18 protein-coding genes are annotated in these 20588 nt (G+C 36.2%); 16 read left to right on the forward strand and 2 right to left on the reverse strand.

Features of this window, described 5'->3' with window-relative positions; all coding sequences use genetic code 11:
* The first annotated feature begins 90 nt into the window (after positions 1-90).
* On the forward strand, positions 91-1572 hold the full coding sequence (locus ACWNMZ_RS07775) for a glycosyltransferase family 2 protein (RefSeq protein ID WP_251627693.1): 1482 nt from the start codon (positions 91-93) through the stop codon (positions 1570-1572).
* Between the two features lie 114 nt (positions 1573-1686).
* On the opposite strand, the gene ACWNMZ_RS07780 is transcribed toward ACWNMZ_RS07775, so the two are convergent.
* Positions 1687-2397, reverse strand: coding sequence for a Crp/Fnr family transcriptional regulator (locus ACWNMZ_RS07780; RefSeq protein WP_031540415.1), 711 nt, complete (start codon positions 2395-2397; stop codon positions 1687-1689).
* Positions 2398-2550: 153 nt separating this feature from the next.
* Between ACWNMZ_RS07780 and ric the strand changes: the two genes are divergently transcribed.
* Together ric and ACWNMZ_RS07790 are read left to right on the forward strand one after the other, a co-directional pair.
* Complete coding sequence (gene ric / locus ACWNMZ_RS07785; RefSeq protein ID WP_251627641.1) at positions 2551-3240, forward strand: iron-sulfur cluster repair di-iron protein; 690 nt, start codon at positions 2551-2553, stop codon at positions 3238-3240.
* 133 nt (positions 3241-3373) lie between these two features.
* Complete coding sequence (locus ACWNMZ_RS07790; RefSeq protein ID WP_251627639.1) at positions 3374-4237, forward strand: NAD(P)-dependent oxidoreductase; 864 nt, start codon at positions 3374-3376, stop codon at positions 4235-4237.
* A gap of 31 nt (positions 4238-4268) precedes the next feature.
* Here the strand turns inward: ACWNMZ_RS07790 and ACWNMZ_RS07795 are convergent, their stop codons facing one another.
* Entirely contained in the window at positions 4269-5357 is a 1089-nt protein-coding gene (locus ACWNMZ_RS07795; protein WP_031540412.1) for an iron-containing alcohol dehydrogenase family protein, read from the reverse strand.
* A gap of 175 nt (positions 5358-5532) precedes the next feature.
* Between ACWNMZ_RS07795 and ACWNMZ_RS07800 the strand changes: the two genes are divergently transcribed.
* From ACWNMZ_RS07800 to ACWNMZ_RS07860, 13 genes are all read left to right on the forward strand, one after another.
* Positions 5533-6117 (forward strand): AAA family ATPase, encoded by a 585-nt coding sequence (locus ACWNMZ_RS07800; RefSeq protein ID WP_031540410.1) that lies wholly within the window; start codon positions 5533-5535, stop codon positions 6115-6117.
* 48 nt (positions 6118-6165) lie between these two features.
* Complete coding sequence (locus ACWNMZ_RS07805; protein ID WP_031540409.1) at positions 6166-6978, forward strand: MurR/RpiR family transcriptional regulator; 813 nt, start codon at positions 6166-6168, stop codon at positions 6976-6978.
* Positions 6979-7085: 107 nt separating this feature from the next.
* Positions 7086-8081 carry an NADPH:quinone oxidoreductase family protein gene (locus tag ACWNMZ_RS07810; RefSeq protein WP_251627690.1) on the forward strand — a complete coding sequence of 332 codons (996 nt, stop codon included), beginning with the start codon at positions 7086-7088 and terminating at the stop codon, positions 8079-8081.
* 108 nt (positions 8082-8189) lie between these two features.
* Positions 8190-9047 (forward strand): nuclease-related domain-containing protein, encoded by an 858-nt coding sequence (locus ACWNMZ_RS07815; RefSeq protein WP_449598555.1) that lies wholly within the window; start codon positions 8190-8192, stop codon positions 9045-9047.
* 1080 nt (positions 9048-10127) lie between these two features.
* The gene (locus ACWNMZ_RS07820; RefSeq protein WP_251627635.1) at positions 10128-10568 is read left to right on the forward strand and encodes a VanZ family protein; all 441 of its coding nucleotides are present in this window, start codon (positions 10128-10130) and stop codon (positions 10566-10568) included.
* Positions 10569-10820: 252 nt separating this feature from the next.
* Positions 10821-13061 (forward strand): GAP1-N2 domain-containing protein, encoded by a 2241-nt coding sequence (locus ACWNMZ_RS07825; RefSeq protein ID WP_031540405.1) that lies wholly within the window; start codon positions 10821-10823, stop codon positions 13059-13061.
* 152 nt (positions 13062-13213) lie between these two features.
* Complete coding sequence (locus ACWNMZ_RS07830; protein ID WP_235250484.1) at positions 13214-14647, forward strand: NAD-dependent succinate-semialdehyde dehydrogenase; 1434 nt, start codon at positions 13214-13216, stop codon at positions 14645-14647.
* A 243-nt stretch (positions 14648-14890) separates the two neighbouring features.
* Positions 14891-15277: a Na-translocating system protein MpsC family protein gene (locus ACWNMZ_RS07835; protein ID WP_152910832.1), complete on the forward strand. Its 387-nt coding sequence runs from the start codon at positions 14891-14893 to the stop codon at positions 15275-15277.
* Between the two features lie 139 nt (positions 15278-15416).
* Entirely contained in the window at positions 15417-16187 is a 771-nt protein-coding gene (locus ACWNMZ_RS07840; RefSeq protein ID WP_109767437.1) for an ABC transporter ATP-binding protein, read from the forward strand.
* A 23-nt stretch (positions 16188-16210) separates the two neighbouring features.
* A complete protein-coding gene (locus ACWNMZ_RS07845; protein ID WP_081836744.1) occupies positions 16211-17071 on the forward strand; it encodes an ABC transporter permease in 861 nt (286 codons plus the stop codon).
* Positions 17072-17127: 56 nt separating this feature from the next.
* Positions 17128-18162: an ABC transporter substrate-binding protein gene (locus ACWNMZ_RS07850; RefSeq protein ID WP_031540400.1), complete on the forward strand. Its 1035-nt coding sequence runs from the start codon at positions 17128-17130 to the stop codon at positions 18160-18162.
* A gap of 65 nt (positions 18163-18227) precedes the next feature.
* Complete coding sequence (locus tag ACWNMZ_RS07855) at positions 18228-18848, forward strand: cysteine hydrolase family protein (RefSeq protein ID WP_035416839.1); 621 nt, start codon at positions 18228-18230, stop codon at positions 18846-18848.
* A gap of 121 nt (positions 18849-18969) precedes the next feature.
* Entirely contained in the window at positions 18970-20439 is a 1470-nt protein-coding gene (locus ACWNMZ_RS07860; RefSeq protein ID WP_031540398.1) for an MFS transporter, read from the forward strand.
* Positions 20440-20588: the final 149 nt, after the last annotated feature.

A 20588-nucleotide genomic window follows, 5' to 3' on the forward strand; every position in this document is an offset into this window, starting at 1 on the left:
CTAACATAGCATTATGAAGAAAAATGAAAGTTGGTGGATTCATTGTCATTAGTAGTAGAAGAGGAAAAAGGTAGTATATCGTTTTTTAGCATGCCTGGTATAAAAAAATCCTATATGAAACCTAGAATTGTAGCACTAATTCCTGCTCACAACGAAGAAAAATCCATTAGAGATTGTTTAGCCGGAATTAATGATCAATTGCTACCAAAAGGCGTAGAGTTAGATGTTTATGTCATCGCAGATAACTGTACAGATCGCACGGAAGAAAAGGCAATAAAGGCAGGCGAAGAATTCGGCTTAAATCTAAAAGTGATTATTACGGAAGGAAATAAACTTCGGAAGGTTGGCGCTTTAAATAGCGGATGGAAATTATTGTATGGGGATATTATGGATTTCTATAATATTCAATTAACCGAATCGCAAGAATTATATAAACAAAGTATTAAAGCGATTCTTGGGATGGATGCAGATAGTCGTTTAGCCCCTAACTGTTTAAAATATCTATGGGAAGGGTTGATGAGTGGCCGCAACATTGGTGGAGTTATGGCTAAATATACAATGCGTATGCCGAAAAAGAAGAGCTTATTAAGCAAACATGATGTCTATTATGAAGAAAAGATAGCTAGCGGTGAGTACGGTGGTCCCATTAGTAGATGGTGGACACATCAGCAAAAACAAGATATGGCAAGCTGGCTATTAGATCTTCAGTATCATGGTGGCAGCACATATGTACTTGGAGGTCAAGCAACCTTATTTCGACCAGAAGCATTGCAAGAAGTAGTAAACCATAATAAATTAGATGGCCCATGGCAGAATGATAGTGATGTAGAAGATATGCTACTTACTTGGCAATTGCAAAAATCGGGATGGAAGACGCTTATTAGTCCAAAGGGCCGCTGCTTTGTAGATGCAATGCGCTCGTACCATACTTTTAGGGAACAACGAAATAAGTGGAATTCCGGAACGGTTGAATTGCTTACAAATAAAGATTTAAGTATTCAGACGCGACACAAGGGGAAAATTTGGCGAAACCAACTAAAGTCATTTTCGGATTTAGTAATACGTGTCCTCTTTGTCATTTTATTAAGTGTTGCATTAGCGACAGATCAATTTTATTGGTCCTGGATATGGTTAACACCAATAGTACTGGCATCTATTCTTAATACGATTCTTGCTATCAAAACACCGATGCATCGGACAATAGATGTCATTTTTGCGGCACTATTGATTGCTCCCGAAGTTTATTTATGGGTAAATTTAATGACTTTTAGTCAGGTGTGGCTGCAAAAGCTATCTGCTAATAAGAAAGACGGATGGGCAAATCAATATGCTGCCGAGTCAGGAAAAACGCGAAGCAAATTAGCCCAAGGAATCTTGCTTGGAACAATAACTATTTTAATTATCGGCTATATATGTTTTTCTTATCGTGATTTTCTTACAAGTGAGGCTGTTCAACAAGCAATTAATCCATATTTGATGGGTGGTTGGATAACATTAACATACTTGACTATTTTAAAATCTTTCATGATGGCTTATCAAATTTGGACATTGCGCGGAAGACATACAGCTTAAGATTTAATGGAGAAACGTTTAGATAGATTATCTAAGCGTTTTTTTCTATTTTAGACTCCGCAAAATGGTACATATAAATAACAGGAAAAAGAGTGATCCACGAAAAATGATTGGTTAAAAATCGAGGAGGGGATCACCCGTCGTTTGCAGCTTTCCTTTATTTTTAATAAGGATTTGTTTATTTCCGATCAACGTAAGAATTCCTTTATCCGCAAACTTTGCAAGTTTTCGACTAATTGTTTCTCTTGTTAAACCTACGTAACTAGAAATCTCTTCTCTAGTAATGGGAAGATTAATCAGAATAGCATTTTGTTTCTCTGTCCCAAAAATTTCACAAAACTCTAGAAGCATATTAGCAATTCTAACTTCAGGGTCTTTTGTCGCTAATGTTCTCGCTAAGTCCTCTGTATGGGCTAAGCGCTTTGTGATTGTTTTTAGGAATTTGAAAGAGATGTCAGGATTATTTGCCATAATTTGATCAAAATCTTGTTTCTTTAAAAGGCATATCTTTGTATCTTCTACTGCATAGCCGCTTAAGTTCATAACCGTATTGTCATGAAAGAGATTTTGTTCTCCAAAGAAATCACCAACTGTTAATAAATGGACAATTTGTTCTTTCCCCTGAACAGTTAATTTAGATAATTTTATTTTTCCACTATGAATAATATAGAGGGAAGTTGATTTTTCCCCTTCCTCTATAATTCTTTCGCCTTTTTTAAAGACTTTATGATGGACAACGTCAGTTATTTTTTGAATTTCTAGTTCGGATAAAGAATGGAAAATTGGCACACGTTTAGGACAAGGCTCATTCGCATATGGTTGCATATAAACACCTCAGTAGAGTTTGTGTATTTTTTCACAATTAATAATGTGAATATCTGAATAAATTATAACAAGGATTGATATGTGATTTCAATCCTATTTTGCTTTGCTTTTTTCTCCTATACTGAAGCTATTCTAAAAAAGGAGAGTGTCAAAATGAATACCATTTTTACAGAGGATACAAAAACAGGTGATATTATTATTAAGTTTCCAGCTGCGAGTAAGCTATTTAAAGAATATAAAATTGACTTTTGCTGTGGAGGGAACCGTCCAATTGGCGAAATTATTAAGTCCTTACAGCTTGAAGAGAAGGATTTAATAAAAGTGCTCAATATTATGTACGAGCAAATGCAAGCAACAGAAGAAGTGGATTGGATGAATATACCGTTAACAGATTTAGTAAACCATATCATTAGCCATTATCATGCACAAACAAGGGATTTACTAGAAGAGTTATCTGCATTTGTGAGTAAAGTATACCGTGTGCATGGAGAAAGAGACACCCATTTGAAAGAAGTATATACCCAATTTTTCTTATTAAAAGATGAATTAGAGCAGCATTTGCTTGGAGAAGAACAACGAATTTTTCCAAAGATAATGAAATATGATTTAAATAAATCACTTGATATTCTTGAAGAAGCAAGAGCAGAAATTAGTATATTAGAAGAGGAGCATGAAGGGGCAGGAGATATACTGAAAAAAATCCGTCAAGCTACAGAAGATTATTCCATTCCTGTGAATGCATGCAATACCTACCGATTAACCTATTTAAAATTGGAAGAATTAGAAAGCCTAACATTTGATCATATTCATTTAGAGAATAATGTATTGTTTAGAAGGTTATAAAAATCTAAGAAAATATGAGGAGAACCCTCTTTCATTATATTTTTAACCTAGCGCCTCTCCTTTCCATACGTATTTTTATATACGATATGGTAAAATGTGTATGAATAGGAGAACGAAAGGACGGGATGTTTGCGTGAAAATTGGTTGGATTGGATTAGGAAATATGGGAATTCCAATGGCTTTAAATTTAGTAAAGGCTGGATATAAATTAACATTTTATAATCGTACACCAGATAAGGGAGAGGAACTGGCTGAACTAGGTGCTAAACAGGCGACTTCTTTAACAGAATTAGTTAATCAAAGTGATGTCATTTTTACGATGGTATCTGACGATAATGCGGTGAAAAGCATTTATATTGAAAACGGGATTTTATCGCAAGCAGAAGCAGGCAAAGTATTTATTGATATGAGTACTGTTTCCCCGCAAACATCTCAATTCATATACAACACTGCTTTAGAAAATGGTGTGAAATATCTTGATGCTCCTGTATCAGGAAGTGTTCAGCCAGCAAAGGATGGGAAACTACTAGTTCTGGTCGGCGGAGAGGAAGAAGTGTATGAACAGGTAAAATCGATATTTGAACCGATGAGTAAACTATCTATTTATCTCGGAAATTCTGGAGCTGGCAGTAATGCTAAATTAGCGATCAATCTTTTATTGGGGATTACTGTACAGGGAATTGCTGAATCTGTTCTTTTTGCAGAAAAACAAGGTATTAAGCAGGAGGACATGTTAACCATTATTAATGAGAGTGCGGTCGGAACCGCTATCTCGAAAATGAAAACACCGTCCATATTAAAGAATGAATTTCCTGCTGCATTTGCGCTAAAGCATATGGCAAAAGATTTGCGCTTAGCAAGTGAAACAATGGAATTACAGGCAGTTGGTGCATCTGCCAATAAAACCTACCAGCGTGCACTTGAAAAGGGACTAGGAGAATTAGATGTAATGGCTGTTTTAAAAGAGCTAAAAGGAGATGGATCAACATCGCTTTAATGCGATGTTAGATTCATCTCCTTTACAATTTTTACACTTGTTTCATAGCAGTGAGATTTTCAAGTACATTTATTGCTGCTATAACTTCATCCACCGTATATGAACCCATTAGCTGAAGAGATTCTTTTGGATTAACAGCATGTGCAGCAATTTTATGCAAGGCTTCTGGTTGATTGTCGACAATATTTAACTCGGCTAAATTGGTAGGGAATCCAAGCTTTTGATAATACGATAATAATGCTTCGATTTCGTCTAGGCGATTTTCTAAAGCAAGCTGAACTAAAATGCCAAATGCTACCTTTTGTCCATGAAGGATTGTATGTGTTTCTTCAATAAAGCTTAGTCCGTTGTGGACGGCATGCGCTCCAGACATTCTGCCATATCTTCCTCCAAATCCACCTACTGTTCCTGCTAAAGTGATGACTGCTTCAATCGTTTTAGTAAAGCTTGGTGTAACATTACCTGCTTCACTGTTTTGAACAGCTTCAATACTTTCTTTTAGCAAAATATCGCGGATAAATACAGACTGGCTTAAAGCAGCTTGGACAAATAAAGATTGTGATCTTTCATCGTTCGCATTGCGAATAATAGCTTCTGCTTCATACCACTTTGTTAATGTATCACCAATACCACTTTTTAAATAATCAATTGGCGCATGTATTAAAAAGGAAGGATCGATTAATGTTAAATAACTAGAACGACGATGATAAGCAACTCGTTCAAACACTCCTTCGGGCGAATAAATGACACTTAATGGAGTACTAGCAGCACAGGTTCCTGCAACGGTTGGAATTAATACCACTTCGATATTTAGTTGATTTGCAATAGCTTTAGCCGTATCTAAAACAAGACCACCACCAATGCCGACAATTACATCTGTACCTGTACACGTTTGAGAGATTTGATCTACTGCTTGTTGAGAACTATAGCCTGTATGCTGAATAACTTGCCAATCAATAGGAATAGAATCAACATATTGTGAAAATGCTTGAAAAGACTTATAGCCTGTTATAATAGTAGGAGATTGAAAAGGAGACAGAAAACTACTTAATTCCTTTAGAATTCCTTCTTTACAAATGTATTGATTAGGACCACTTCTAACGATATCCTCTGGTTGAATTTGCATGTTTTTTCCTCCTTACAATAATCCAATAGTAATAAATTCTATTATTCTAAAAATTATACAACTTTTGAGAACCGAAAAGTAGATATTCTTATAAATTTCATAAAGAAAGAAGAGTGCTTGAGAAATTTGCTATAGTAAAGAGAAGAATCTTTCTGTTTGGGGGAGTCCTATGATTATTTGGATTAATGGAACATTTGGTTCAGGAAAAACGACAACAGCCTATGAGTTAGAAAAAAGAGTAGAAAAAGCATTTGTTTTTGATCCAGAAAGCTTTGGATATGTATTGATGAAAAATATCCCTAAGTCCTTACAAAAGGAAGACTTTCAAGATTTTCCTATTTGGAGAGAAACAAACTATTCCTTATTAAAGCAAATCGCCATAAATTATGAAGGGATCATTATTGTACCGATGACAATCACAAATGAAGAATACTTTCACGAAATTCTCTCTCGATTACGGAAGGATCAAATACGTGTTAAGCATGTTACACTTATGGCATCGAAAGCTACCATTAAAAAAAGGTTACGGAGCAGATTAGAAGGAGAAAATTCTTGGGCATACAAACAAGCAGCAGTTAGATTACAGCAGCTACAAAGACCATTATTTAAAGAACATGTAGAGACAGATGATTTAACTGTAGAGGAAGTCTTAGAGAAAATTGCACAAGTTACAGGTTTAAAACTGAAAGAAGAGAAAAGAAGTCTACTTAGAAAAAGAATGGATCGATTCTTGATTAAGCTAAAAAGAGATTAGCTTATTTAAGTAAAGGTAAATAAATTAAATGAATAATGGTGGTATAAATTGAAAGATATTATTTTTCGTTTATTAGATTTTATTAATAATTACAAAACAAAAGATACAAATTATTTCATTGCATTAGCTCTATTAAAAGATGTGCATCATATTGCTAGTATGAATATCAGCATTTTGGCAGAATCCTGCTATACCTCGCCAGCCGCAATTACGAGATTCTGCAAGAAAATTGGCTATGCCTCTTTTCAAGAATTTAAAGATATAGCAAAAAATGATAGGCTAGAAAATCCAGTGGATGAATATATTGATCATGGATTACAAGGGAATGAAGTTGGCGCAGAACTTCAAAAACAGTTTTATCAAAAAATGGTAGAGTGGCTTGACACAATGGAAAAAGGGATGGATGTGGCGAATGTGAGGAAAATTTTAGACGTTATTCATCGTTCTAAGAAGGTTTCTTTTTTTGGAACCCAGTTATCACAAGCAATGGCCCAAGACTTCCAATATCGTTTAGTAAAGTATGGGAAGTTTATTCATGCCTTTTCAGATATACAAGAGCAAATGGAGGATGTAGCAGAATTAGACGAACATTCTGTTGCAATAATCACAAGTCCTTCTGGAAGGTTTATAGAAGGAAATAGGGAGTTGATCCAATCTATCCAAAGGAGTAAAGCAAAAATAATAATCATTACTCATAATGAAAAGGTTCCATTTATTGACACAGCTGATATAGTATATCGACTCCATGGAAAAACATATGATCGAACTGGTTTCTCCTCTGAACGATTTGGTCTTATGTACTTTTTTGATTTTGCCATTGGATTTTATCAAAAGCTTTATCCGGTTAAGCGTACAAAATAATTTGGTGTAATGGGAGAATTGTGCGTTATTACTGTGGAAATAGGGTAATTTCTTTGCTTTGACCTGCAATTTTTAAATTGGTACTATGAGTACGAGGTGACATAATGATGGAAAAAAATTTTCAAGCAGTCGTAGTTGATAATAAAGATGGTAATTTTTCAGTAGAAACAAAGCAAGTTTTTTTAGAAGATTTATCTTCTGGTGAAGTAGTTATCAAGGTTCATTATTCTGGAGTGAATTATAAAGATGGACTTGCTAGTACACCTGATGGGAAAATTGTCCGCTCCTATCCCCATATTCCAGGAATTGATTTGGCAGGTACTGTCGTTTCCTCAGAAGATAGCCGTTTTAAAGAAGGGGATCAAGTCATTGCGACTAGCTATGAAATTGGTGTATCTCATTCTGGTGGTTATAGTGAATATGCTCGTATTCCAGCTGATTGGATCGTACCACTGCCAACAGGATTAAGCCTGAAAGAAGCGATGATTGTCGGAACAGCAGGATTCACGGCAGCTCTTTCTGTGCAACGATTATTGGATAATGGGATGAAACCAGAAAATGGACCTGTATTGGTTACAGGTGCAACTGGTGGTGTAGGTAGCTTCGGTGTTGCCATGCTTTCTAAATTAGGCTTTAACGTTGTTGCAAGTTCAGGAAAGAAAGAGGCAGAAGACTATTTAACAAGCATCGGAGCATCAAGTGTCATCGGAAGAGAAGACGTGTATAACGGCAAGGTAAAAGCAATGGACAAGCAGTTATGGGCTGGAGCAGTTGACCCTGTCGGTGGAGAATCGTTGGCAGCTATTCTTAGTAAAATAACCTACGGCGGATCAGTTGCAGTAAGTGGTTTAACAGGTGGAGGAGCTGTACCGACAAGTGTATTTCCATTTATCCTGCGAGGAGTAAATCTCCTTGGAATCGACTCCGTTTATTGTCCAATGGAGAAAAGACAAAAAATCTGGGAGCGAATCGCAACTGATTTAAAGCCAGAAGCTCTTACTTCTTTTATATACAAAGAAGTAACTTTAGAGCAACTTCCTAATGAACTGCCAACTATTTTAGAAGGCGGAATAACAGGAAGAATCATTGTTGCTGTAGTATAAAAAAAGGTGAGGCTGTTCTTACGGAATAGCCTCTAAAAAAGGATGAGTCCAATTATTATGCTTTACAAACCTCGTACAGTATCTCCAGAAATATTCGTTTTAAATTCCTTGAATAAGCGGTTGGAACTTAGTGCGAATGAAAAACAATATTTAGTTAATTTGCAAAAAGGTTTTGAAGGAGAAAAAATGTTTGATAGCTTCACGGAAAAACTTATAGAAAATGGCTATATCATCCATGATTTATTGCTCCAAACGAACAATAACATTTTTCAGATTGACTCCACAATCATCACATTAGAAGAAATTCATCTTTTTGAAATAAAGAATTACGAAGGAGATTATTACTATCAAAATGATCGCATCTATACGATGAATCATAAGGAAATCAGTAATCCATTAAATCAAATAAGAAGGAATGAAACACTATTTCAACAAATACTTCAAAAGCATGGTTTGGAGAATAAAACAATCACTTCCTCTGTTGTTTTTATTAATCCTGAGTTTACCCTATATCAAGCACCATTAACGTTACCTTTTATTTTTCCAACACAAATCCAGCGATATTTAAAAAGAATAAATCATCATTCCCAAAAGACAAACAAATCTCAGAAGCAACTAGCTGAAAAATTAACATCGTTGCATATTAATAAGTCCCCTTTTTCAAAATTACCTCCATATGAATTTAAAGAATTACAGAAAGGGATTTTCTGCGAAGTGTGCAACTCATTCGAAGTAGCAGAAGCAGGAACGAATGTACTTTGCAAAGAATGTGGACATGAAGAAGCATTCGAAAAGGTGGTATTACGAAATGTAGAAGAACTTAAGATACTTTTCCCCAATGAAAAAATAACAACACCCCTATTATATGATTGGTGTAGAATCATTGCTTCGAAGAAAAGGATCCGGAAAATATTAGAAAAGCATTATAAGCTAATCGGAAACAATCGTTGGAGTTATTTTGAATAATTATTGAAAGAATGATTAAGTTTATTGTTCTTGAGTGGGAAAGAAATAGAGACAGTCTGCCTCCCCTTTTAAAAAAAAGAGGATTGGAAGGGAATAGAGAGAGCGTCTCTGAGCCCGAAATCCAGCAAAAGAAGGTGCAAAGGTAAAAGAGAAAGCGTCTCTGAGCCCGAGATCTGGAAAAAGGAGTAGCAAAGGTAAAAGAGAGCGCTTCTCTGAGCCTGAAATGCAGCAAAAGAAGGTGCAAAGGTAACAGAGAGCGCCTCTCTGAGCCCGAAATGCGGAAAAAGGAGTAGCAAAGGTAAAAGAGAGCGCCTCTCTAAGCCCGAAATCCAGCAAAAGAAGGTGCAAAGGTAACAGAGAGCGCCTCTCTAAGCCCGAAATGCAGCAAAAGAAGGTGCAAAGGTAACAGAGAGAGCGTCTCTGAGCCCGAAATGCGGAAAAAGGAGTAGCAAAGGTAACAGAGAGCGCCTCTCTAAGCCCGAAATGCAGCAAAAGAAGGTGTAAAGGTAACAGAGAGCGCCTCTCTAAGCCCGAAATGCAGCAAAAGAAGGTGCAAAGGTAACAGAGAAAGCGTCTCTGAGCCCGAAATGCGGAAAAAGGAGTAGCAAAGGTAACAGAGAGCGCCTCTCTGAGCCCGAAATGCAGCAAAAGAAGGTGCAAAGGTAAAAGAGAGCGCCTCTCTGAGCCCGAAATGCGGAAAAAGGAGTAGCAAAGGTAACAGAGAAAGCGTCTCTGAGCCCGAAATGCGGAAAAAGGAGTAGCAAAGGTAACAGAGAGCGCCTCTCTAAGCCCGAAATGCGGAAAAAGGAGTAGCAAAGGTAACAGAGAGAGCGTCTCTAAGCCCGAAATCCGGAAAAAGGAGTAGTAAAGGTAACAGAGAGCGCCTCTCTGAGCCCGAAATCCGGAAAAAACAGTAACCAACGTAACAGAACCCCCATATCTAAGCCCTCACACAACCACAACCAGAATAAAACAGAAGGCAACGTAACAGAGCCCACAATCTCCCCATAAACAAATTATTGGAATAAAACACCAAATAAATGGATAATCTAATTAAAAAAATAAAAATGTAGGTTGTTAATGAATAGAAAACAAATAGTTATGGATGGTTTATTCCTCACTTCTTTATTAGCTATCGTTTATTTAACAATGTTTCCCAATATGTATTTAGGAACTGGTATCGCCAAAGGGGGACATAATTTTACACCCTTTTTGATGATAACGGAGATTTTCCTAGATGGTAGTGTATTTTCTGCTGTTGTAAATAATATTGGAAATATCGCTATGTTTATTCCATTTGGATTACTTTACCCGTTAACCTTTCCGAAAAAAAGTTCGTTTCTCCCCGTGCTATTAGCGGGAGCAGGGCTTTCATGCTCTATTGAAATGATTCAATGGTTTATGGAAAATAGATGGAGTGATATAGACGATTTGATTTTAAATACATTTGGGACTGTATTGGGATACGGAATATATCAAGGAATTAGGAGAATGAAGAAAAGAATTTCTATATTTCTTTGAAAAGTCTTGCAAAGTTGGTTTTTAAAAAAACGGCATGCCTGTATAATACAGGTATTAGCTGTTTTTTTATTTATCCATATTCATGGAATAATTACTCTCCTCATTAGGAGAAACAAATGTTTTTTTAGGAAAACGGACCATTAGAAGCGATAAGTATGCTGCTTTTTATTTACTATTAATGTAGCGTTTTTATATATGTTTTTGATAAATTTGCAGTAAATTCCTATTAAAGAGAAGAAAGGGGAGAGGATAATGGGAAAAAGCCTGATACAGCAGCAAATAGTAACGAAGGATAGTAAAGGTTTTTTTCTTTCCAGTGAGGGTGCTGATACAATAGTCATTTCGCCAAACGTTGATGAAAGCTTCGTGAAAAAATATCTTAATCCCATTAGTACCTATCATATGCCGAGTGAATTAAAGAAAAGCGGTGATAAAGAAATAGACGCCTATCCGCCGCTATTTACCATGATTCAGCCTGAGTCAGGTGAATTCGTTATAGGAAAATCTAATTTTGCACCTGCAGAAAGCTCGAAGCAAAAGAATCGTCTTTTTGTACATAATTATATTATTCCGGCAAATAGAAAAGAAGAATGGATCCTTCAGCCTTCCCAAATTTTTCATATTGATCAATTTTATGGTTTGGAAGATATGGAAAATTTAAAAGGGGAACTAGAAGAAATCGACCATATACCTTATAAAAACGAAAATATATATGCTAAAAAGCAAGAACTATTTCATGTTTTACAGTTGGATGAAAAGAAATATAAGGAGCTGCTGTGTGCGTGTATTACTGCAGTTGCTGAAAAGAAAAGAGTCTATATATCGTTTCAGGCTCCACCTAATATGCAACATAAATATGCCATGTGGCTATTGGAGTTACTATTTCTATATATGCCCTATGAAACAAGAAAACTGTTTGGAGCAACGACATTTCATAATGAACCGGAGATTATCGAAAATATCCATGTTATGTTTGTAGAACAAGGATCGATTCGTCTACGAAACAGAGCGGTGGAAAATCAATTTACATTTGACTTAAGTCAGCATAAAAGCAGTGGATTAACCTTTAAGGAAGAAGAACATGATTATCTCCATTTCGCTTATGAAGCACTTCAGACTGCCACGGAGCTTGACGAGTTTTTCATATACTGTGAGCGGGCCTTACAAGGATTAGATCAGCAAAAGAAACTAACTATTCAAACATATGATGATTTATTTCTGCTGTTTTATATGGAGAAGCTAGATTACTATTTTTATGAAAAGGATAAAGTAGGCACTTTACAAATGCTGTTAGCTTTTCTTCAAAAAAATCATCGAGAAAAAGTGGAATTGGTAAATATATTCACACACTTGCTTCAAAGAGAAGAAAGAATGAAGGATGCTTCCATTGTACAGGATTATTTGAGATTCGTTTTGGAAATTCAAAAGGCAGTAGAACATGTAAATGTTGTTGACTTTATAGTGAAAAGCCTTGCTTACTATGAAGGAGAAGCTATCTGTCAATCGCTATGGAGGATTTTAGAAAAATACCCAGACATTTATCAGCAAGTTTTATCTTATATGAGTGATATTTTTTCTTACGCTGAGATGATGGAAGATTACCTAAAGGATAAATTTAGCTTTCAACATTCTTTAGCAGATGTATTGATTAATATAAAGAGCTTATTAAATGTTAATTCCTCTTTTGAACATAATGCAATTTTCTTAAAATTAACGAAAAATAGACTAGTGTATGAAGTCAAAAAAAGTAGTCATCCTATTTCTGTCGTTTTTGAAGTAATTACATACTTTGAACGATCCATTCCATTTCAAACATATAAACGAATGGCTCTGCCAGATGTAAAGGCACAGCTTTTGGTGCAATTACAGCTAGAAAAAGTGAATCTAGTAGATGTGAAAAATTTTGGGGAAATATTTTTACTAGATAAAGAGGAACATAGCTTTGAAATTAAAGGCTGGGAGAAGGAGAAATTTGAGGTGTTAGAGCTGCTGTATACCTACTTCTATCTTCCTATTGAACAAACACAGCATGTATTTCGGATGGCGAGTACACCAATCAAGGCGAAAGCAAGTGATTTGGCACAGGAGATTATCAAAGACAATGGCCTTTTTAAACCATATGAACGTTTCCTCCTTTTGTTCCCAGGCGGAATGGAAGGGGTGGAATTTCGCCAAGTATTTTCGAATATAGCCATCTATGGATCAGAAGATGAAATGCTTGATTATATAGAATGGTCTCTGAAAAAATATGGGACAAGTCCAAGATTTAGCCATGCTTTAAAGGACTATTTAATAACAGATCGAAACTCCATATGGAAGAAAAAAGACATGAAAAAAGAATTAACAAGTATCCGGTCACAATCATTGAAGAAGTTATTAAAAGAGGTGCGTGAGCAAACGGCAAATCCAGGAGTAAGGTTTTTTCGAAAATATGGTGTACTATTAATCGTACTTGTCATTTTGGGAGTCGTTGGTTATTTTTATGTGAATTAATCGAAAAAAAGGAGTATCTTTTAAAAAAGGATGCTTCTTTTTTATAGAGTCTATTCCATTAATAGAGTAATTTTAGGAATGGAGTTTCATCAAGTGGAATTATCCAAAATGTTTGTTATGATAAAAAAAACAGACGAGAAAGGAGAATAGAAATGCAATATATTAATGGAGAATGGTGTCAGGCAACCACAGGAAAAACCTATCCAGTCTATAATCCAGCTACCGGTGAAGTTATTGAACAGATAGCAAGAGGTGGAAAGGAAGAGGGGAATTTAGCAATCGATGCAGCAAAGAATGCTTTGCCTTCATGGTCAAAGAAAACAGCTAAAGAACGCGCTTTTTATCTGAAAACAGTATCGGAAAAGTTAAGGGAGAGAATAGATCATCTCGCAACCATTATTACGACGGAAATGGGTAAACCAATAGCAGAAGCGAAGGGAGAAGTGAACTTAGCTGCTGATTATTTGGAATGGTATGCTGAAGAAGGAAAACGAATCTATGGTGATACAATTCCTTCCAGTTCTGAAACAAAGCGAATCATTGTGCTAAGACAGCCAGTTGGCGTCGTTGCTGCCATTACGCCATGGAATTTTCCAATTGCCATGCTTGCTCGAAAAATAGCGCCGGCTCTTGCTGCTGGATGTACAGTTGTCTTAAAGCCTGCTGAATCTACGCCTTTAACAGCAATTGAGGTAATGAAGATATTTCATGAAGTAGGACTGCCAAAAGGTGTGTTAAATTTAGTCCACGGGGAAGCAGCTCCAATTGGCGAGGCGATGATGGAAAGACAAGAAGTAAGAAAAATAACCTTTACAGGATCCACTAAGGTTGGAAAAGAACTTGCAGCAAAAGCTGCAGCTACCATGAAAAAGATATCAATGGAGTTAGGGGGACATGCTCCCTTTATCATTTTTGAAGATGCCGATTTAGAAAAAGCAGCAGAAGGAGTTATTGCAAGTAAGTTTCGTAATGCTGGCCAGACGTGTATATGCACAAATCGTATTTATGTCCAGAGAACTATTGCAGAGCGTTTCTCCGAAATATTGGTAAAGAAAATGGACAAATTAGTAGTTGGGAATGGTTTACAGCCAGAAGTAACAATTGGACCACTAATTAATGAAGCTGCAGTAGCTAAAACAGAGGACCATATTTCTGATTCTGTTAAAAAAGGCGCAAAAGTAGTATATGGGGGAAAGAAACCTACAGGGGAAGTCTATAAAAAAGGACATTTCTATGAACCGACCATTTTATTACATGCTACCCATGAAATGAAAATCGCAACAGAAGAAACATTCGGACCAGTCGCGCCAATTTTTGAGTTTGATACAGAAGAAGAAGCGTTACATCTTGCCAATGATACGTCTTATGGATTAGCGGCTTATTTTTATACAAAAGATGTATCTCGTGTCTTTAGAATGTCTGAAAAACTAGAATACGGAATAATTGGCATTAATGATCCGGTACCAACAACGGCACAAGCCCCATTTGGAGGAGTAAAGGAATCAGGAGTAGGTCGTGAAGGTGGAAGATATGGTTTAGAGGACTATTTAGAGTATAAATTTCTTTCCTTAGAATTAGAGCTTTGATTTGTTTGATAGGGGGAAAATTCATTATTCAGGCTATGCCAACAAACTAGATGAAACAGCCTTTTTAAAAAAATAGAGTAAGAAATTCTGACAAAAAGGAAGAAAGTTGTACAATGATATGATATTATCCAATAAACAGAATATTCACTATTTTAAGAAGTGGATAGATCACGTTTTGCTTGTATGATGTGAGCATTTGGTCGACAAAGGAATCGCTCATTCATTCTGCTATATCTATTGGGGGTGATAATCATTTTAGTTGATCAACTACCAAGAACACTAGGAGAATTGAAGCAAAGCATCATGAGGGAAAACAATCTTGTGAATCAATTGATTTTCAAAGTTGGTCTTACCGAACAGCAGATTAGTTTAATGGATAATAAAATTATTATTATTGCTAAGCATAAGCGTATTCCTGTACTAGAAATAATAGAAAGTTCAAGTGATAACCTTGCGGAGATCATTGATCGTCTATTAATTGATAAATACAAGGAACTGCTTTTGCGTAATTTAGAAGAAAAACTGCACTTTAATGTGCAGCTAATATTAAAGGACTATGATTCCATGAGAGAAATTAGTGGAACAATTATTTTGTTGGAAAACAAAATTGAATCCTATTTGGCTGGTTAAATGAACTCTATTTAAGAGAGCAGGAAAACCGTCAGAATTAGACTGAGCTATTACGCTCGGTAAATTCTGGCGGTTTTTTTATTTGGAAAAAGCAAGTGTATATATAATGGCAATTCAAAGGAAAGAAGGGAGTTTCACTATGTATAAACTAGAGGTTCGCCAAACGAATAAAATTTTTAAAAAAGAAGGGAAAGAGGTTGTTGCCTTAAAGGATGCCAATTTAAAAATCGAAGAAGGAAAATTTATCAGTTTAATTGGTCCGAGTGGCTGTGGAAAATCGACGTTATTTAATATAATTGCAGGGCTTATTAAGCCAACGACAGGTGAAGTGCTTCTCGATGGCAAGAATATCGTCGGAAAAAATGGAAATGTAGGCTATATGCTTCAAAAAGATTTGCTACTACCTTGGAGAAGTATTTTGCAAAATGTGATATTAGGACTGGAAATCAAGGGAGTTACCAAGAAAGAGGCGATCGAAAGAGCAATGCCCCTTCTGCAAAAATATGGCTTAGGTGGGTTTGAACATCATTATCCAGATGAATTATCTGGCGGCATGAGACAAAGAGCAGCATTATTGCGAACCCTTTTATACGATCAAGATATCATTTTGCTTGACGAACCTTTTGGTGCCTTAGATGCACAGACTCGGTTGCTGATGCAAACATGGCTTCTTAATATTTGGACTGATTTTAAGAAAACGATTCTTTTTGTAACCCATGACATAGATGAAGCGATTTATTTGTCAGATGAGATTTATGTTCTATCTCCGAGACCTGGACGGATTAAGGAAAAGGTAGATGTACATTTATCAAGACCACGAAATGAACAAACGTTATTACAACCAGCATTTATTGATTTAAAACAGCATTTATTTGCTTTATTAAAGCAAGAAGTAGTCTTAGAAAAATAATTTACATAAAGGAGGAGTTAGACATGCGTGACAATCCAGAGCAAATCATATTGCCGCATAAGGTGAAAGTGAAAGAGATAGACTCATCCATTCTTATTGAGGATGAAGAGCTAAAGGAGAGAAGAAGGAAACGGATTACGCTTATTGGGCAGCTTTTAATCGGTATTTTTGGCTTTGTTCTTTGGGAGTTGTTTGCAAAGTGGAAAATCATTGATGCTTATTACTGGAGCAGCCCATCGATCATATGGGAAACAGGCCTTATTGCTTTTACGGAAGGGACTTTATGGAGCGACCTCCTATATACATCAGGAGCAACGATATTAGGGTTTCTATTTGGGACTTTTTTTGGGGCATTACTTGGATTATCCTTCTGGTGGTCCTACTTTTATTCCAGAATAGCGGAGCCTTATTTAATTGCTTTTAACGCCATTCCGAAATTAGCATTGGCTCCGGTATTAGTCATTCTTTTTGGAATTGGTTTTAGTTCAAAGGTTGTTTTGGCATTTATGATGACGGTTATTGTCACAGCCATTGCGGCACATAGTGGAGTGAAGAGTGTTGATTCTGATTTAGAAAAAATGCTTTTTTCTTTAGGAGCCAAAAAACATCATATTTTTGCGAAAGTCGTTATCCCGTCTGCGATGCCATGGATTGTCAGTAGTTTGAAAATTAATATTGCATTAGCGTTAGCAGGTACAATCGTAGGCGAATTTATTAGTTCTAGACAAGGAATTGGTCGAATGATTTTGTATGCGGGACAGATTATGAATATTAATTTAGTTTGGGTAGGGGTTGTTGTTTTATCCATTCTATCTGTACTGATGTATGTTGGCACCGTATGGGTAGAAAAACGTTTATTAAGAGGACGAAGAATAAGAGGGTAACGATTTTAGGATTAATTAAGGATATAAAAAGTATGCATAGAGGGGGAGAAAAGGAAATGAAAAAAAGTATTTTCTTTAAAGCTGGAATTTATTTGTTGCTTCTTTTAATGATTTTAAGTGGATGTTCCTCATCAGAAGGTACAAGTGGAGAAGAAAAGTCTGAAAGTGGAACAAAAAAGCTTGTTATTGCAGAACCAGTTCACTTAATTGGCTATTTACCATTATATGCGGCGATTCGAGAAGGCTTTTTTGAAGAAGAGGGGCTGGAGGTGGAAGTCATTACAGCAACAGGAGGAGCACATGTTACTTCAGTAGTAAGTGGGGATGCGTGGGGAAATATCGGTGGTCCAGAATCAAATCAGATGGCAAACACAGGTAACTCTGACCCGATTGTTTCTGTAGTAAATGTCGTAAACCGAGCGAATGTCTACCTAATGGCGGATACAGAACAAACAATAACAGATACTAGTAAGGAGAGCCTTGCTGAATATTTAAAAGGTAAAACCATTGCGGCTGGGCGATTTGGTGGAAGTCCCAACCTACTAACTCGCTGGTTATTAATGGATGTAGGATTAGATCCTGAAAAAGATGTCAAACTAGAAGAACCAGCAGATGCTAGTGCTGTCGTCTCTTTAGTGGAATCCGGTCAAGCTGACATCGCAAATGGAGCAGAACCACAAATTACAGAAGGAATAAATAAAGATGTCTGGGCCGAACCATTTTACAGCTTTGCAAGTCTTGGAGATTATCCATATTCTGTTCTAAGTGTCAAAAAATCAACTATAGAAGAAGATCCAGAGACGGTAAATAGCTTTGTAAGTGCTGTTATGAAAGGATTAAAGTTGATTGATGAGGATCATGAATTGGCACTGGAGATCTTAAAACAGGAGTTTCCTTCTACTTCAGAAGATAGCTTACAGGCTTCACTTGATCGAGCTTATGCAGATAGCCTTTGGAGTAAAGATGGATTTATAACGGAAGAAGCGCTTGCGAAACCAATGGAAGTTGTAGAAAAAACAGGCGTTTACACAAATGGCTATAGTTACGATGAGTTAATTGACATGCAGTTTGTAGAGGCACTTTCCCAATAAACGAAAATTGCTTAAAAATACGGTAAAAAGAGTAGAAGTGAATTTGACTTGAAAGGATGAAACAGATGAAGTTGGAATGGAATCCACAACATAGTGCTTTACTAATTGTTGATGTTCAGAATGATTATTGTCATAAAGAAGGATGTTTGGCTAAACAGGATTTGGACGTTTCCATGGTCGAAGAAATGATGCCTAATCTAAAAAATATGATTGCAACTATGAAAGAGGAAAATGTTCCTATTATATATATCCAGACGATCCATGAGAATAGTACGGATTCGGAAACGTGGATTAAACGATTAAAAGGAAAGAATCAAACAAACTTATGTAGAAAGGATACGTGGGGAGCGGAGTTTTATCAATTAGAACCAGATAATGATGATGTTATTGTGATAAAACATCGATACAGTGCATTTATTAATACAAGATTGGATTCCGTACTTAGAGCCTTGAAAATCGAGACACTTTTAATGGCAGGGGTTAGTACAAATATTTGTGTGGAATCAACAGCAAGAGATGGCTTCATGCTTGATTATGATGTTATTTTCTTATCTGACTGTACAGCAGCCTTCTCAAGAGAGGCACACAATATGACATTGCAAACCATCAATCAGTTTTTTGGTACAGTTGTTACTAGTAATGAAGTTATCCAATCTATTCATGCTATACCTGTTGGAAGTGAATGAATTCATTCGAGATTTTGATTACTTTAGTAGTAGTAAAATGTATATAGGAGAGAATGATTCTCTCCTAATATACTCACAATTAAAAATATGCAGATGTTCAACACCACAAAGGATGATTCAAATGACTAAAAACAAGATAAGCTATTTGGAGGTAAGGAATGAGCCAAAAGCAGAGGATAAAAAGTATCAATCGATACTTTTGTTGTTATCTGTATGTACAGGCGCTTTTTTATCTCATTTTTCTGCAGGCTTTGTCAATATTGCTTTAACAGATATATCGATTGATTTTTCTGCAAAGCTATCTATCACACAATGGATTGTCAATGGCTATCTTCTATCCATCATGCTATTTTTACCGCTAATGGGTAAATTAGCTGATCAATTTGGAAAAAAACGTATACATAATATGGGCTATCTTATTTTTGCCGTAGGGGCATGTGGTTCTGCATTATCATCAAGTATCCCCATTTTAATTATTGCGAGAGTTATCCAAGGTGGTGGTGCTGCCATGTTACAGGCCGTTAATATGGCAATTGTAACAGATGCCTATCCTGAAAAACATCGGGGAAAGGCACTTGGCATTATTAGTACTTCTGTTGGAATAGGTGCTTTATTAGGTCCTTCCGTTGGTGGGTTCTTTATCGAAGCATTTTCTTGGCATATGTTATTTTGGACCGTTGTGCCAATAAGCATCGGAGCCTATTTTTTGGCACAAAAATTTGTGCCGAGGGATAAGAGCTTTCAGAACTCCAGTTTTGATTATAAGGGGAGCATCTATTTTGGGATAGGGATTGTTTCGTTTGTTTTTGTACTTAACTCAATAGGGGAGGGTGTTTATAAGGTATATTTATTAGGAATAGCATGTGTTAGTGTTGCATGTTTTCTTTTCTTTTTTTTCCATAGCAGGAAGGAAGAGCATCCCTTTATACAGCCCTCCATTTTTTCTTCCCCAATCGTTAAAGCAGGTGGGTTGATTTTAATGGCGAGCTATTGTGCAGCGTTTGCTTCTACTGTCATTATGCCGTTTTATTTACGAGGCGTATTAGGATTCTCAGCAGATCAATCAGGACTTTTATTAATGTGTTATCCATTATTTCTTGCAGTACTCGGTCCAATAAGTGGATCATTATCAGACCGATTTGGCGGGGGAAAGGTAGTAGTAATTGGTTTAGGACTATTATGTATGACCATGCTTGGGCTTAGTTTTTTAACACCAGGAACATCTTTAGCAACATTAATTATTTTGTTTAGTTTATTAGGTTTTTCAATGGGGATTTTAACCTCACCGAATTACAGCATTATGATGCTATATGTTCCCCTGCAATATTTGGGAATGATGAGCAGTACGATTGCTTTGCTTCGTAATATCGGAATGGTTATCGGAACAGCACTTGCGATTACCTTTATGAATACATGGCTAGATGGCACGATAACAGATTGGATGAATGATACAAAGCGCTCAGAATTCGAGGCAGTAATGCTAGGTTTCCATTATTTATTTCTACTTTTGTTTATCCTTTTAGTGTTGATTGGTATTTACTTTCTTTATTCTATTTTGCGAGGTAAAGATGATGAAAGAGGTTTTTCTTAAAAAATTATGTGGATTCTTGTGAATTTTGCTTTAATTTTTAATTATATTAGCCAACCTTATGAATATATCAGTCAAAAGCAAGGGGAAATCAGCCAAAATAAAGTTATATCAGCCAAACCAATTCAATTTAGTTCCCCAAAAAAGGAGTA

The organism is Niallia sp. Marseille-Q9988, assembly GCF_976954375.1.

What these genes read in the sequence shown, in the direction of transcription:
- ric (WP_251627641.1), top strand. Translation starts at nt 2,551, where the DNA reads ATGAATACCATTTTTACAGAGGATACAAAAACAGGTGATATTATTATT.
- ACWNMZ_RS07800 (WP_031540410.1), top strand. Translation starts at nt 5,533, where the DNA reads ATGATTATTTGGATTAATGGAACATTTGGTTCAGGAAAAACGACAACA.
- ACWNMZ_RS07825 (WP_031540405.1), top strand. Translation starts at nt 10,821, where the DNA reads ATGGGAAAAAGCCTGATACAGCAGCAAATAGTAACGAAGGATAGTAAA.
- ACWNMZ_RS07780 (WP_031540415.1), bottom strand. Translation starts at nt 2,397, where the DNA reads ATGCAACCATATGCGAATGAGCCTTGTCCTAAACGTGTGCCAATTTTC.
- ACWNMZ_RS07775 (WP_251627693.1), top strand. Translation starts at nt 91, where the DNA reads ATGCCTGGTATAAAAAAATCCTATATGAAACCTAGAATTGTAGCACTA.
- ACWNMZ_RS07850 (WP_031540400.1), top strand. Translation starts at nt 17,128, where the DNA reads ATGAAAAAAAGTATTTTCTTTAAAGCTGGAATTTATTTGTTGCTTCTT.
- ACWNMZ_RS07820 (WP_251627635.1), top strand. Translation starts at nt 10,128, where the DNA reads ATGAATAGAAAACAAATAGTTATGGATGGTTTATTCCTCACTTCTTTA.
- ACWNMZ_RS07855 (WP_035416839.1), top strand. Translation starts at nt 18,228, where the DNA reads ATGAAGTTGGAATGGAATCCACAACATAGTGCTTTACTAATTGTTGAT.
- ACWNMZ_RS07840 (WP_109767437.1), top strand. Translation starts at nt 15,417, where the DNA reads ATGTATAAACTAGAGGTTCGCCAAACGAATAAAATTTTTAAAAAAGAA.
- ACWNMZ_RS07810 (WP_251627690.1), top strand. Translation starts at nt 7,086, where the DNA reads ATGGAAAAAAATTTTCAAGCAGTCGTAGTTGATAATAAAGATGGTAAT.
- ACWNMZ_RS07845 (WP_081836744.1), top strand. Translation starts at nt 16,211, where the DNA reads ATGCGTGACAATCCAGAGCAAATCATATTGCCGCATAAGGTGAAAGTG.
- ACWNMZ_RS07860 (WP_031540398.1), top strand. Translation starts at nt 18,970, where the DNA reads ATGACTAAAAACAAGATAAGCTATTTGGAGGTAAGGAATGAGCCAAAA.
- ACWNMZ_RS07830 (WP_235250484.1), top strand. Translation starts at nt 13,214, where the DNA reads ATGCAATATATTAATGGAGAATGGTGTCAGGCAACCACAGGAAAAACC.